The following is a 14460-nucleotide window of genomic DNA, read 5'->3' on the forward strand; positions in this document are numbered from 1 at the left end:
CCCGGCCAGAATCACGCAGCCAACAGAGCCGCCTCCGCCTACCACCTTCTCCTTGCCAGTTCCACCGGCTTAAATAAGCAAAGCATGAATAAAATTCTGCTTTTAACCGGCATCATCGCCCTGCTCCTCGGAACGACCGGATGCATTGTTTTCCCGGGTCACCACAAGACAGTCGTGGTGACACCCGCGCCCGCACCCGGACCGGTGATCGTGGAACCTGCACATCCGTAAGACTCCTCCCTCCAATGGAAGGCCGGATGGAGTGAACGGTGCCTGTCACGGCCTGCGGCGCAAAAAAATCTGACGCGGTTTGAGAAAGTGCTGGAGATTTGAATTAGACTTACCTCAATGTGGACTTCGCCGCCTTCGCGCCCTTCGCGCGACAAAATTTTTCGGCGGCTACGACAAATGTTGCGCGGCAATTCAATTTATGTTTTATTCCAGCAAAGGCGGCGTGTTCCTTTGAATGAAAACGGCGGACGCGCTGTCTATTCTATTGAAACGAGTTTATGTTTTACGGATTTGATCCATTGTATTTTTTGTTCGCGATTCCCGGCTTGCTCATCGGCATCTGGGCGCAGGTGAAGTTGTCGCACGCTTACGGCAAATACAGCAAGGTGGCCGTCGAGTCGGGCATGACGGGCGCGCAGGCGGCGCGCAGAATCCTCGACGACGCCGGCCTCAACGACATGCCGGTCGAGGAAGTTCCCGGCCACTTGAGCGACCATTACGACCCGGTGAAGCGCGCGCTGTTTTTGTCGTCGGAAAATTTCAGCGGGCGCACGGTCGCGGCGGTCGGCGTGGCGGCGCACGAATCCGGCCACGCGTTGCAGCATCAGGCGGCTTACGGATTGTTCAATTTTCGCATGGCGATTGTGCCGGTGACGCAGTTTGCAAGCATGGCTTACATGGGAATTTTCTTCGCAGGATTTATTTTCCGGTCATTTTTTCATCAATTCATCCTGCTTGCGATTGTGATGTTCGGGATCATGACGTTGTTCCAACTCGTCACGCTGCCTGTGGAATTTGACGCGAGCCGCCGTGCGAAGGAGCAGTTGTTCCGGCTCGGTCTCGTGCGCGAAGACGAACGCATGGGCATCAGCAAAGTTCTCGACGCAGCGGCGCTGACTTACGTCGCCGGACTGGTCAGTTCGGTTTTGAATCTGCTTTATCTGATTACCCTCGACCGCCGGAGATAATTTCGGCAGAAACGAACTGCTGCCGTCCTAAAATTTTCTTGCAACAGATTTTCCCGCAGCTTTTTTGTCGGCAAGTTTCTCAAAAAAGATTTCATTCGTGGACGCGAAATGTTTTTTCATCAGCACCGCGATTGGGATTGAAAGAACGATTGAGGCCGTGACGTCTGACAGATGGTGCGATTCCTGCGCGATGCGCGACCACATGACCGCGACCGCATAAACCGCCGCGACCGCGCCCCAGCGGGGATTGAACAGCCACGCCGCCGCCGCCAGCCCGGCTACGACCGCCGAGTGGCCGGACGGAAACGAACTGAATTCGTATTTGCCGATGATCCAGTGGCTGTCGTGCCATAAGCCGTAAATGCCCTGCGGCGCATGGGCGTTCGGGCGGGTGCGTCCGACGAAGGCGCGGACGATGATCGAAGCAAGTCCGGCGATTTCCGACGTGAGAGCCACGAAGAAAATTTTCGCCGCGACTTCCGGGCGCTTCATCAGGAAAAAAATCACGGCGGACAAAATTCCCCAAAGCGCGACGGCCCAGCCTTCGCCGATTTTGGAGCACCACTGCGCGACCCGATGCCAGTTCGGCGACGACGTCACGTCCAGCGCGGCGTCAACACGATTGTCCAGCCGCCACGCAAGCGCGATTGCAGCGACACCGAGAAACAGCCAGAAAAGAAATTTCCATTTTGCATTGGGCGCGGACATCGCGGTGAATCTAGCAAGTTGCGCGGCAAATAAAAATCAACTTTTAATTTTCTTGCGGCGGCGCGATTCGTCTTTAACGTCTTGGGCGTTTATGGCGGCAAAGACGCAAAAACCAAAAGTAGCCAAAGCCCAACGACGCGCTAAAACTTCAGCGCCGGCGGAATCCAAGCCCGCCGCGTATGTCATTCCGGAACCCAACCTGCCCAAACCCGACGAAGGCGACACGACGGCGTTCATCCGGCGCGAATCCGGGCGTTACGACGGCGACACGGCAATAAGGCTTTATCTGCGCGAAATCGGACAGGTGAAATTGCTCACGCCCGACGAAGAAATCCAACTCGCCGCGCGCATCAAGAAGGGCGACAAAAAAGCACGCGAACACATGATCAAGGCGAACTTGCGCCTCGTCGTGAAAATCGCGCGCGATTACGAGGGAATCGGGTTGCCGCTGCTGGATTTGATCAGCGAAGGCAACATCGGTTTGATGAAGGCTGTTGAACGATTTGATCCGGCAAAGGGCGGAAAACTTTCAACTTACGGTTCGTGGTGGATCAAGCAATCCATCAAGCGCGCGCTGGCGAACCAGTCGAAAACCATCCGCCTGCCGGTGCATCTCGTGGACAAGATTTCCAAGATGCGCCGCACCGCGCTTAAGTTGCAGGAATTTCTTGGGCGCGAACCGACGGATGAGGAATTGGCGGAGGAGATGGGGATTTCTGCGTTGCGGGTTAGCCAGATGCGCACCGCGGCCATCCGCCCCGCGTCGCTGGATGCGCCGATCGGCGATGAGGACTCGAATAATTTTTCCGAAATCGTGCAGGACGAAAATGCGGAGTCGCCGTACGAACAACTCGAGGAAAAGACGGTCGTCAATATGTTGCAGGAGATGGTGACGACGCTCGATCCGCGCGAGGCGACGATTCTTCGGTATCGTTTTGGGCTCGACGGGGGCAGTGAGAAAACGCTGGAGGATGTCGGCGCAAAATTCGGCGTCACGCGCGAACGCGTCCGGCAGATCCAAAATATTGCGCTGAAAAAATTGCGCAAGATGATCGAAAAATTTGAAGCCAAGAAAACCTGATTTATTAACATGAACCAATCCCGTCCCACGGCCGCCGACATCGAACGCTCCATCCGCACCATCCCTGACTTTCCCAAGCCGGGCATTCAATTTAAAGACATCACGCCGGTGCTCGCCGACTCGAATCTTTTTGCCGGCAGCATTGATCTGCTCACCGGCCGTTTCAAGCCTGGCATGGTGGATGCCGTCGTGGGCATTGACGCGCGGGGATTTATTTTTGCCGCGGCGGCCGCGCTGCGACTCGAAGCGGGGTTCGTTCCGGTGCGCAAAAAGGGCAAGCTCCCTTATCAGACGCATGAGCAAGATTACGATCTGGAATACGGCACGTCATCCATCGCCATCCACACGGATGCCGTCAAGCCCGGCAGCCGCGTGCTTTTGATTGATGACTTGCTGGCCACGGGTGGGACGGCGGCGGCGGCGGCGGCGCTCCTGCAAAAAGTCGGCGCGCAAATCCTGGAAATTTCTTTTCTCATCGAACTCAGCTTTCTTAATGGCCGGGATAAATTGAAGGATTATCCGGTTCGTTCCATCGTCAATTATTGAAAACGTCCGCTTCTGCGGTTCTCGCTTTTGCCACGACGCCGATTGAGGCCGTCGTTTTATTTGTTTGCAAGAGGCGGAATCGAAGTAAACTTCCTTGATAATGCACTGGCTTCAAACCCTTGACGCTGGGTTGTTCCATCTGATCAACCCGGCGCTGAGCAATTCTTTTCTCGATGTCGTGATGCCGTTTTTCAGCGGCACTCCGCTTTTTGCCCCGGCGATTGTGATTGCGGCAATCATCATCGGCTGGAAGGGCGGGGCGCGCGGGCGAGTTTTTTTAGCGATGCTGATCCTTGCCATCGCGCTCGGCGATTCGCTCATTTGCAACACACTGAAAGAACTTATTGCGCGTCCGCGTCCGTTTTTTACGCTGACGGATGTTCACATGCCGGCAAGCATCGGGAAAAGCGGCAGCGGCAGCATGCCTTCATCACACGCGGCGAATTGGTTCGCGGCCACGATGGTCGCATTTATTTATTATCGCCGCAGCATCCGCTTCATGTTGCCGATGGCGTTGCTCGTCAGTTTTTCGCGCATCTATAATGGCGTGCATTATCCGAGCGACGTTCTGGCTGGCGCGATTTTGGGCGCGGGTTATGCCGCCGGCGGTGTGTGGACGCTGGATGCCATTTGGAAATGGGCGGGCGCGCGTTGGTTCCCGCTTTGGTGGCGGCGAATGCCATCGCTGATGAACCCGGTCATCCTGCCGGCGCCCGCGCCCGGTGACGCGGAATTGCTCAATCAACATTGGATGCGGCTGGGTTATACGCTGATCTTCGCGCAACTTTTTGCGAACTTGTGGTACATCGCCAGCGGACTTATTACGCTTTCGGAAGACGAAGCTTATCAATGGATCTGGTCAAAGCATCTCGCGATTTCCTACTACAGCAAACCGCCGCTCATCGCGCTCACGCAATTTCTTGGCACGCACATTTGGGGCGACACGGCGTTTGGCGTGCGCTTTTTTTCGCCGGTGATCGCGACGCTTACCGCGATTCCGCTTTTTCGATTTGTCGCGCGGGTCGCCAATATTCGGACCGCGTTCTGGCTTTCGGTGTTGATGCCGCTAACGCCGTTGCTTTCGGTTGGATGTATCCTGATGACGATTGATCCGTTGTCGGTGATGTTCTGGGTGTTTGCGATGATCGCGGGATGGCGCGCGATTCAGGATTCGGCTACGACAAAGGACTGGTTGTGGGTAGGTCTGTGGATGGGACTGGGTTTTCTCAGCAAATACACGGCGCTGTTTCAATTACTTTCGTGGGTGGCAATTTTTGCGCTTTATCCGCCGTCGCGCAAACAACTGCGCCGTTCCGGTCCGTATCTGGCGTTGCTCGTCACTCTCTTGTGCTCGACACCGGTGGTGGTGTGGAACGCTCAGCACGGCTGGATCACGGTCAAGCATGTTTCGGAAGGTGGACGTTTCGATCAACCGTGGGCGTTCACGCTGGCCAATCTTTGGATTGGTTTCAAAAAATTTACCTTGGAATTTGTCGCTGAAGAAGCGGGCTTGCAGAATCCATTTATTTTCCTGCCGACGGTGTTTGCCTTGTTCGCTTTTTGGAAGCGCCGCCGCAATCATACGTTGCTGCTTTATTTCTTCTGCATGGGCGCGCCATTGTTTGCGTGTTATTTCCTGTTATCGTTTCATTCGCGCGTGTTGCCGAATTGGATTGCGCCCTCGATTCTTCCGTTTTTTTGCGTGGCGGTGATTTATTGGGAAGACCGCTGGCATGCGGGTTTTCGCCGGATTAAACCGTGGATCATCGGCACGCTGGTTTATGGCTGCATCGCCGCGGTGTTGTTGCGCGATACCGCGCTGGTTTCCAAACTCGCCGAGGGCCATCAGCTTCCCGCCGCGTTGGATTCCACTCGCCGGGTGAAAGGTTGGACGGAAACGGCGGATGTGGTGGAAGGTTACCGCCAAAAATTAATGGCGGAAGGCAAGCCGGTGTTCATCATTTGCGCGCATTACGGCATCACGGGGGAATTGACATTCAATCTGCCTGAAGCGAAGGCCACGGTGAAAGACCATCCGTTGGTTTATTATCAAATCACCAAAACTCCCGATAACCAATTTTTCTTCTGGCCAAATTATTTGGATCGCAAAGGTCAAAATGCGATTTACGTGCAGGAGCTTGACCTGGCGGGGAAATATTTGGTGGCGATTCCGCAGGAGCTTCGGGATGAATTTGATTCGGTCACCGACCTGGGAACGGCCCTGGTGATGTATCGCGGCCAGCCCATTCGCCGATTGCAAATCAGTGAATGCCGCGGCTTGCGTTAAAGTGGCGATGAAGCCGGGCGAGAAAATTTTTCTGGTACGGCATTACGATTTGGCCGCGACGCTTACTTCCGGCCAGGCCTTTCGCTGGCAATCGCACGAGGACGGTTGGGCTGGCGTGATCGGCAAACGCTGGGTGCATCTGCGAGCGAACAATGACGGGATGATTGCCTGGACCGCCGCGCCGGTGGCGGATTGGGAATGGCTCACGCATTATCTTCAGATCGAAAAAGATTTGCAGGTTGTTCTCGCAAGTTTTCCCGGAGACGAAGCGATGCGCAGGGCGGTGGAAGCGTGCAATGGTCTGCGGCTTTTGCGGCAGGAGCCGTGGGAATGTCTTGCCTCGTTTATCTTATCGTCCACGAAACAGATCGTGCAGATCCGGCAGATCATTACGCTGCTGTGCGAACGCTTTGGGGAGCCGATTGAAGTTCCGGCCGGGCATTCTCCGGCGTGGTCGTTTCCGACGGCGGAACGATTGGCGAGCGTCACTGAAGCGGAACTGCGTGATTGTAAAATGGGTTTTCGCGCGCCGTATTTGCTGGCTGCCGCGCGGTCCATTGCCTCGGGAAATTTATCACTGGAGAAACTTCATTCGATTTCGCTGGCTGAAGCGCGGGCAGCTTTGGTCAGCTTGCCCGGCGTGGGGCCGAAAATCGCGGATTGTGTTTTGCTTTTCGCGTACGATTTCCCGGGCGCGTTTCCGGTGGATGTTTGGGTGATGAAGGCGTTGCGCCAACTTTATTTTCCACGGCGGAATCCTTCGCGTAGGCGGCTTGAAAATTTCATCGCGACTTATTTCGGCGCGCACGCCGGATACGCGCAGCAATATTTGTTTCATTACATGCGGGTGCATCGCAAGGAACCAAAGCCTAAAAAATCCAGCCGCCGCGCGAAACGGAATGACTTGAAAAAGCCGCGCCGCGCTTAGACTCTTTGCCCATGGCCGCCAACCTTGAAGTCCTGTTTGCCCCCGCGGAATTTGCCGCGCTCGCCCAGCGCGATCTGAGCCGCACGACCTGTGTGGTCTTCGACATCCTGCGGGCGACGAGCACGATTGTGACCGCGCTGGCAAATGGCGCGGACGCGGTGGTTCCCGTAAGCGAAATTCCCGAGGCGCTGGCTTATCGGCGAAACCATTCAGAATGTCTTTTGGCGGGCGAACGCAAAGGGCATCGCATCTGCGCAGAGTTGACGGGCGGCATTGATTTTGACCTTGGCAATTCGCCGCGCGAATTTACGAATGCTAATATACGTGGCAAAACGATTGTGCTTTCGACCACCAATGGCTCACGGGCGTTGCGGGCGTGCGCGCATGCGCGAACTATTTTGGTTGGTTCATTTTTGAATCTCAGCGCGACGGCGGATTTTTTGGCGCGCAATGTGACCGCTGATTTATTGCTGGTTTGCAGCGGCACGGGAAAAGAATCTTCTTATGAGGATGTGCTGGGCGCGGGCGCGTTGGTGGAGTTGCTTCAACCCCATTTTCCGGCGGAGCACATCGCCGATTCGGCAATCACAGCACTACATATTTATCAAAAGCACTCGGATGATTTAAATGGCGCGGTAACGCATTGCCGCAATGGGCGGCGGCTCATGGCCCTGCCTGAGTTGCGTGAAGACGTTGCGTGGTGCCTGCAACGTAATATTTATTCGCTGGTTGCAAAAATGGAGAACGGCTCGATCCGCAGGCTGGAGGTATAATCAACTTGTGGCGTTGCTGGTTGGCTGCCCGGTGGTAGAGATTTCTTTCTGCCGATAGCTGGCCACGACCCAATCGCTCAAGATTTTGTCCGGGGCTTCGACCGCTTCAACGCTGATTTCAAATTCATCGCGGCCCGTGTTCTGCGAAATCAGTTTCAGGCCAAACTGATAATCCTTGAAGCGTTCACCGCACAAATCGCGCACCGCCTTGCCGCGCTCAAGCGCCTGGGAAACCAGCAAGTCAGCCGCCGCCTCGGTGAATTTGATTTTCAATCCGTGGTTCTCGCGAAATCTTTCCGCAAATTCATTCACGAGTTGCCGCGCGACCAGCCGCTCTTCATTTTGATGCTCCGCGAGCAATTTTTTTAATTCGACCGCCGGGCCGTCCACCAATTCGCGCGTCACCACAAAGCGTTTCACGAGCGTGGAAGGCAATTCGAATTTGATGTCGCGGAAGATGCGTTCGCAGACGGTCATCAAGCCGCGCGCGCCGGTCTGCTCCTCCGCGGCAAGCTCAGCGATGCGCCGCAAACCGTCTTCGTGAAATAAAACCTCGATGCCATAGGCCGCGAAGGATTGTTCGTACTGCCGGATGATGCTGCCTTCCGAAGTTTTCAACACTTCAAATAAATCATCCACGCTCAACGGCTGGCAAACCACGCGAACGGGCAATCGGCCAATGAATTCAGGCTCAAAACCGTATTCGATAAAATCCCGTGTCTGCGCCTGGGTCAAGGTCTGCGAATCCGTTTCTTCTTTCACAGCGGCGGCGGCGAAACCGATGGTTGCCTCGCGCAGACGGCGGCGCACCTGTTTTTCCAAGCCGCCGAATGCACCGCTGACGATGAATAAAATGTGCTTCGTGTTGATCATGCCGGAGGATTTTTTTCCTCGCTGCGTCACGTCCATCATCGCCTGGATTTGGCCGGCGATGTCCTGCGGCGAACGCACGGGCACTTCCGTTTCCTCCATCAGCTTGAGCAAATTCGTCTGCACGCCACGGCCACTGACATCGCGCCCGCTGGAATTGCTGGCCGAGGCGATTTTGTCAATTTCATCAATGTAGATGATGCCGTATTGCGCGCGCGAAACATCGCCATCGGCGCGGCGGACCAATTCGCGCACGAGATCTTCGACATCGCCGCCGACGTAGCCGGTCTCGGAAAATTTTGTCGCGTCGCCTTTCACGAACGGCACGCCGATCAAATCCGCGACGCTGCGGATCAAGTAGGTTTTACCGACACCGGTGGGCCCGACGAGAATGATGTTTTGCTTGGCGTAATTGGGAGTTTCCTTGCCTTCAAATGCGCGGCGCACCTGATGATAATGGTCGCAGAGCGCGACGCTCAAAACTTTTTTCGCGTCGTCCTGCCGAATGACAAAGCGGTCGAGATATTCTTTGATCTCGCGCGGCTTGTAATTGAAGTTCAACGCGCCATCACTGCCAGCCTTGTCTTCTTTTTCCGCGGAACTATCGAAATCCGATTTGGGCGCGGAGGCCGCGTCCGCGCGCTGCAAGTGCTGGCGCATGAATTCCGCCATCTGCCGCTGAAATTCCTCGGGCGTCGTCGGGCCGTTGTATTCTGGTCTGGTCATAAATCAGAAATTTGATTAGTGCGAAATTTTTCTGCCTCGTTCCCTCATTCACGAAACAATATAGTTCGAGACGAAGGATTGTCGAGGAGCGGCCTGGAATTTATCGTCAGGGTTTGGCATTCAGTTTCTGCAATTCCCGCGCGGCCTCGGGATAATTTGTCTGCAAATCAAGGGCGGTGCGGAATTCGGAGACGGCATCGTCGGAACGATTTGCTTTGACCAATGCCTCGCCCAGCGAGAAATGCCATTTGGCAAAATTGGGCGCCAACGCGAGCGCAAAGCTGATTTCGCGAATCGCGTCATCCATGCGACCGGCGTTGAAACAGGCCAGTCCAAACTGATAATGGGCGGGGGCATAACCGGGATTTATACTTACGGCCCGTTGAAATTCATCAGCGGCGGCCGCGTAATCGCCTTTTCCGTTGAACGCCATGCCCAGATTATAGTGAGTAGGAGCGAGATTGGGGTTGAGCTTCAATGACATCTCGTAGTGCTGCATGGCGTCCGCAACCTGGCCCTGGTCATACAGAACACTGCCGAGTTCATTAAGTGTGGTTGCAGAATTGGTGGCGTCGTTTTTCAGGATTTCGTCAAATTGCGCCTTCGCTTCCGCCAGTTTTCCGCTCGAATGCAAGGCCATGCCGAGGCGTTCATGCAGCAAGGGAACATCCGGCTTTAACTGGATTGCTTTGCGAAGTTCGGCGGCGCCTTCTTCGGGATGGCCTTCCGTGGTGAGGGCGTTTCCAAGGTAACCATGAATTTGGTAGCTGTCTTCGCCGCCGGATGCGAGCGCGTGCCGAAAGAGATTTTCGCTGTTCTGCCAAAAATCAATTTGCCGGCGCGTGATGGCGCATGAAATTAAAATCAAGGCCGCCGCTGCCGCGACGACGCCGGTCCGAAGCCATCCGGCCAGGTTGGGAATGCTCCACGCGAGCATGATGCCGATGCCGATTGCTGAAAGATAAGTGTAACGATCCGCAAACGCCTGGCTTCCGACTTGCACCAATCCGATCATTGGGACCAGAACGCCAAGGAACCAGCACCAGCCAACGAGCAGATAAGGTCGTTGCCTCTTGAGCACGAATGCGGCGATTGAAATCGCTACGAGCAAGCAACCGCAGGCGATTACTTTTAGGAATGGCAAATGATCGGGCAACGGATAGAGGACAGAAAGATTCGTTGGCCAAAACATTTTGCTGAGGTAATCCGCATAGGCGACACACACGTTTTCAAGACGCAAATCGAGAGGGAGTTTTTTGAATGGTAGAATGGCGGTTTTTTGGGCGAGCGAGGTCACGATGCAAGAAATGAAAGTGAGGACGAAGAAGGGAATTTTTTCGACGACAAGTTTTGCGGAGATATTCCGTTTGAACGGCCAGTAATCCAGTAATAACAGGACAAACGGCAAGGTAACCACCGATGGCTTGGACATCAGCCCGCAGGCGAAGAAAATCAGCGTGAGCGCATACAAACCCCTTTTGGACTTGGCTTTCTCTTTCACCGCTTCCACGTAGCGGCAATAGCAATACATGGTGAGCAGCCAGAAAAATCCGCTGAGAACGTCTTTGCGCTCGGAGGCCCAGGCGACCGATTCGACGCGCAACGGGTGAATGGCAAAAATCAATGCCAGCAGGAAGCTTCGCCAGGTTGCGCCAGTCATTCGGGCAAAAACGATGAAAACCAGAGTGGCGTTCAGGCTGTGCAGCACGACATTTACGGCGTGATGGCCAAATGGATAGAGCCCGAAAAGTTCGCAGTCCAGCATGTGTGAAATCCAGGTGAGCGGATGCCAGTTCGAGGCGTCCATGCTGGTGAACGCCCATTTTATATTGTCCCAGGAAAGCCCGGTCACGACGTGGACGTTCAGAATGATGTAATCGGGATCATCATAATCTATAAAACGACTGCGAAGCGCGGGAAGGAATACCGCAACGGTGATCAGCACCAAAACCAGCTTGAGAAGAGAACGCCAAAGACGCGGATCCGCAGGGTCGTCTTTTTTAAAATTACCGCGGCTTCCGGATGCGGCTTTGGGCAATTTCATGCGGCATGCTAGAACCTGAGGAGGAAGCAGGTCAAGCGAACGACAACCCACTCGTTATAAAACAAAAACCGGCGAACACTAAAGAGTGCCGCCGGCTGATTTGTTTTAATTTGGTTCGCTTAGTTCTCCACGACTTTCGCGGAGCGGCTTTGGGCGGCGCGCTTGCGTTTGTTTTCGTCGAGTTCTTTTTTGCGGAGGCGCAGGTTCTTGGGCGTGGCTTCGACGTATTCATCGGAGCTGATGTATTCGAGCGCGCGTTCGAGGGACATCTTGAAGGGCGGCGCGAGCGAGATGCCTTTGCCATCGCCTTGCGAACGCATGTTGGTCAGGCGTTTCGCTTTGCAGGGATTAACGGGGATGTCGTTTTCGCGGGCGTTTTCGCCGACGATCATGCCGACGTAGATTTGGTCGCCGGGCTCAACCATCAGGCGACCGCGTTCCTGCACCATGTTCAGGGCGTAAGCCATCGCTTCGCCGCTTTCCATGCTCACGAGCGAGCCGTTTTTGCGCGCGGCGATGTCACCGCGATCGGGGCCGTATTCGTGGAACAGATGACTCATCACACCCATGCCGCGGGTCTGGTTGACGAGGTCGGTTTCAAAGCCGATCAGGCCGCGCGTGGGGATCATGGCCTCGATGCTGATTTCGTCGCCATGATGGTTCATGTTGGTGATTTCGCCTTTGCGATTGGCGAGATTTTGCATGACGTCGCCCATCGCGTCCTTGGGAATTTCCAGGAACAATTTTTCGATTGGTTCCAACAAATTGCCTTCGGCGTCTTTGCGATAGATGACTTCAGGGCGCGAGACCAAAACTTCGTGGCCTTCGCGGCGCATTTGTTCGACGAGGATGGCGATTTGCATTTCGCCACGGCCACTGACGCTGAAGATATTCGTGGCGTCGGTTTGCGCGATGCGCAGCGCGACGTTGGTGCGAATTTCCTTTACGAGGCGGTCCCAAATATGGCGCGCGGTGACGAGTTTGCCGTCCTGACCGGCGAGCGGTCCGTCATTGACGGCGAATTGCATCTGAATCGTCGGTGGATCAATGGGCACGAAAGGAATCGGTTCGCGGTCGGGAGAATCGGTGATGGTCTCGCCGATGAATGCCTCTTCAAAACCAGCGATGCCGATGATGTCACCGGCGTGCGCTTCCTTGATCTCGATGCGTTTCATGCCCTCGAAATGATAAATCGCGGTGATCTTGCCGACGTCTTTGCGGCCATCGCCGTGAATACACGCGGCGGGATCGCCCACCTTGATTTTGCCGCAAACGATTTTGCCGAGCGAGATACGGCCGAGATAATCCGAGTAATCGAGGTTGGCGATAAGCATCTTGAAACCTTCACCGGCGCTGGCGCGGGGCGGCGGGATGTGCTTGATGATCGCGTCGAACAACGGCTCCATCGTGCCGCTGGCGTGGTTGAGTTCCACCTTGGCGTAACCCATCTTCGCGCTGGCGTAAATGACGGGAAAATCCAACTGCTCATCGGTCGCGTGGAGCGCCATGAACAATTCAAACACCTGGTCGAGCACCTTGTGGGGCGAGGCGTTGTCGCGATCAATTTTGTTGATGACGACGATGGGCTTGGCGCCGGCTTCGAGGGCCTTGCGCAGGACGAAACGGGTTTGCGCCTGTGGGCCGTCGGCGGCATCCACGACGAGCAACACGCCGTCAATCATGTTCATGATGCGTTCGACTTCGCCGCCGAAATCCGCGTGGCCGGGAGTGTCCACGATGTTGATGTGGTAATCCTTGTATTTGAAGGCGGCGTTTTTGGCGCGAATGGTGATGCCTTTTTCGCGCTCCAAATCCATCGAATCCATCATGCGCTCTTCCGTCGCCTGGTTGGCGCGGAAGGTCCCGGATTGTTTCAGCAAACAATCCACCAAGGTGGTCTTGCCATGATCAACGTGCGCAATAATGGCAATGTTACGAATGTGTTCCATAATTTCTGTATTCAAAATCAAACGAAAACTAGAGTCGGATACTTTGCCAAAACTTAGGGCCAACGTCAAGGGCTCGCTTGAAATAAAAGGCCGTCCATTCTACGCTGTTTTCAATGGATCAAAGCTTTTCGCGCCCCTGCCCCGTTTGCCAGCAGACGGAAGCGAAAGCTTTTTTGAAAAAACACGAATTGCCGCTCGTGCGGTGCGCGCGATGCTCGATGATTTTTGTGAACCCGGTTCCGGCGCACATGGCTACGGGGAAATTTTATGACGAGGCCGGGGCGGAATATCTTTCGCCAGATAAATTGGCGAGTGATTATGCGCCGGTGCGGTTCGAGCGGGAATTGCGGATTTTTCGCGCGCATTGCCCAAAGGGCTCGGTGCTGGATGTGGGGTGTTCGTCCGGCGGATTTTTGCATCAACTCAATCGGCGGTTTCCGGGCGATTACCAAATACTTGGCACGGATGTTTCGACGGCGCCGCTGGAACATGCGGCGAAAATGGGGGTGGCGATTGCGCGGGGAAATTTTTTGACGCGCGACTTTGGACAAAAATTCGATGCCATCACTTTTTGGGCGGTGATGGAGCATTTGTTTGAGCCACATTTGTTTTTGCGGCGCGCGGCGGAATTGCTCAAGCCGGGTGGCATTTGTTTTGTGCTGGTGCCGAACATGGGTTCGCTGGCGGTGCGATTGCTGGGGGCGAAGTATCGGTATATTTTTCCGGAGCATCTTAATTATTTCACGGCGCAGACGCTTAAAAAATTTATTGAGCGGGAATTGAGCGTGTTCAACGTGCGTACGACACATTTTAATCCGCTGGTCATCTGGCAGGATTTTCGCCGGGGTGAACGCGAGGTGGCGCGGGCGGAACGCTCACAGCTTTTGGCGCGCACGAATGCGTATAAGCAATCGCCGTGGCTGGGGCCGGCGAGAGCGGCGTATGGGTTTAGTGAGTGGGGGCTGGCGCGGTTTTTTCTCGCGGATAATTTGGTGGCGATTGCGCGGGCAAGGAATTGATAAGGGGATGCGAAGCGATCCGACCGTGGCGGACGGGATTCATAGAGTATGGGATGAACATCCATCACGAGAATGATTTTGTGTTTGTGAGAAGATAAGGTTTGCGAGGTTTGGTTCCAGGGAACGGGCTTGCCTCGCTTCGCTCGGGATAGATTTTTTTAAGAGGTGCATCGTCCCCCGGCTGAAAGCCTTGTCATTACCCACATCTTTTTTGGAGATAAATAAGTTAAGTTGCAAATTATTGTTTGTTAGGTGGATGCGACGATTTTATTTTACACATTGTCCACGTAAAATTGTATGTTCTGGTTGCGAGACAATCCTTTGCGGAAA

General features: G+C 54.8%; 13 protein-coding genes. 9 read left to right on the plus strand and 4 right to left on the minus strand.

Going from position 1 to position 14460, the window contains the following annotated elements:
- Both VH413_15840 and VH413_15845 read left to right on the plus strand, forming a co-directional pair.
- The coding region (locus VH413_15840) for a hypothetical protein (protein ID HEX3800166.1) at window positions 1–231 on the plus strand (231 nt) is incomplete at its 5' end.
- Window positions 232–509: 278 nt separating this feature from the next.
- Window positions 510–1199, plus strand: a complete 690-nt coding sequence (locus VH413_15845; protein ID HEX3800167.1) for a zinc metallopeptidase — start codon at window positions 510–512, stop codon at window positions 1197–1199.
- A gap of 27 nt (window positions 1200–1226) precedes the next feature.
- Here VH413_15845 and VH413_15850 read toward each other — a convergent pair whose 3' ends face one another.
- Window positions 1227–1907: a phosphatase PAP2 family protein gene (locus VH413_15850; protein HEX3800168.1), complete on the minus strand. Its 681-nt coding sequence runs from the start codon at window positions 1905–1907 to the stop codon at window positions 1227–1229.
- Window positions 1908–1998: 91 nt separating this feature from the next.
- Here VH413_15850 and VH413_15855 point away from each other — a divergent pair, with 91 nt between their 5' ends.
- The 5 genes from VH413_15855 to VH413_15875 all read left to right on the plus strand — a co-directional run bounded on the left by VH413_15855 (window position 1999) and on the right by VH413_15875 (window position 7522).
- Window positions 1999–2988 (plus strand): RNA polymerase sigma factor RpoD/SigA, encoded by a 990-nt coding sequence (locus VH413_15855; GenBank protein HEX3800169.1) that lies wholly within the window; start codon window positions 1999–2001, stop codon window positions 2986–2988.
- 9 nt (window positions 2989–2997) lie between these two features.
- On the plus strand, window positions 2998–3534 hold the full coding sequence (locus tag VH413_15860) for an adenine phosphoribosyltransferase (GenBank protein HEX3800170.1): 537 nt from the start codon (window positions 2998–3000) through the stop codon (window positions 3532–3534).
- Between the two features lie 100 nt (window positions 3535–3634).
- The gene (locus VH413_15865) at window positions 3635–5821 is read left to right on the plus strand and encodes a glycosyltransferase family 39 protein (protein HEX3800171.1); all 2187 of its coding nucleotides are present in this window, start codon (window positions 3635–3637) and stop codon (window positions 5819–5821) included.
- On the plus strand, window positions 5799–6749 hold the full coding sequence (locus VH413_15870) for a DNA glycosylase (protein HEX3800172.1): 951 nt from the start codon (window positions 5799–5801) through the stop codon (window positions 6747–6749). The genes VH413_15865 and VH413_15870 overlap by 23 nt, the downstream gene beginning before the upstream one ends.
- Before the next feature lie 11 nt (window positions 6750–6760).
- Window positions 6761–7522, plus strand: coding sequence for a 2-phosphosulfolactate phosphatase (locus VH413_15875; protein HEX3800173.1), 762 nt, complete (start codon window positions 6761–6763; stop codon window positions 7520–7522).
- Here VH413_15875 and VH413_15880 read toward each other — a convergent pair whose 3' ends face one another.
- From VH413_15880 to typA, 3 genes are all read right to left on the minus strand, one after another.
- On the minus strand, window positions 7523–9118 hold the full coding sequence (locus VH413_15880; GenBank protein HEX3800174.1) for an AAA family ATPase: 1596 nt from the start codon (window positions 9116–9118) through the stop codon (window positions 7523–7525). It lies immediately after the preceding gene.
- Between the two features lie 106 nt (window positions 9119–9224).
- Window positions 9225–11162: a tetratricopeptide repeat protein gene (locus VH413_15885; GenBank protein HEX3800175.1), complete on the minus strand. Its 1938-nt coding sequence runs from the start codon at window positions 11160–11162 to the stop codon at window positions 9225–9227.
- 119 nt (window positions 11163–11281) lie between these two features.
- Window positions 11282–13111, minus strand: a complete 1830-nt coding sequence (gene typA, locus VH413_15890; protein HEX3800176.1) for a translational GTPase TypA — start codon at window positions 13109–13111, stop codon at window positions 11282–11284.
- Between typA and VH413_15895 the strand changes: the two genes are divergently transcribed.
- Window positions 13101–13382: a hypothetical protein gene (locus tag VH413_15895; protein ID HEX3800177.1), complete on the plus strand. Its 282-nt coding sequence runs from the start codon at window positions 13101–13103 to the stop codon at window positions 13380–13382. The genes typA and VH413_15895 overlap by 11 nt on opposite strands.
- Window positions 13339–14130: a class I SAM-dependent methyltransferase gene (locus VH413_15900; protein HEX3800178.1), complete on the plus strand. Its 792-nt coding sequence runs from the start codon at window positions 13339–13341 to the stop codon at window positions 14128–14130. Before VH413_15895 ends, VH413_15900 begins: the two co-directional genes overlap by 44 nt.
- Window positions 14131–14460 lie beyond the last annotated feature (330 nt).

It is taken from the genome of Verrucomicrobiia bacterium, from assembly GCA_036268055.1.
In the GTDB taxonomy this organism is placed as follows: Bacteria; Verrucomicrobiota; Verrucomicrobiia; order Limisphaerales; family Pedosphaeraceae; genus DATAUW01.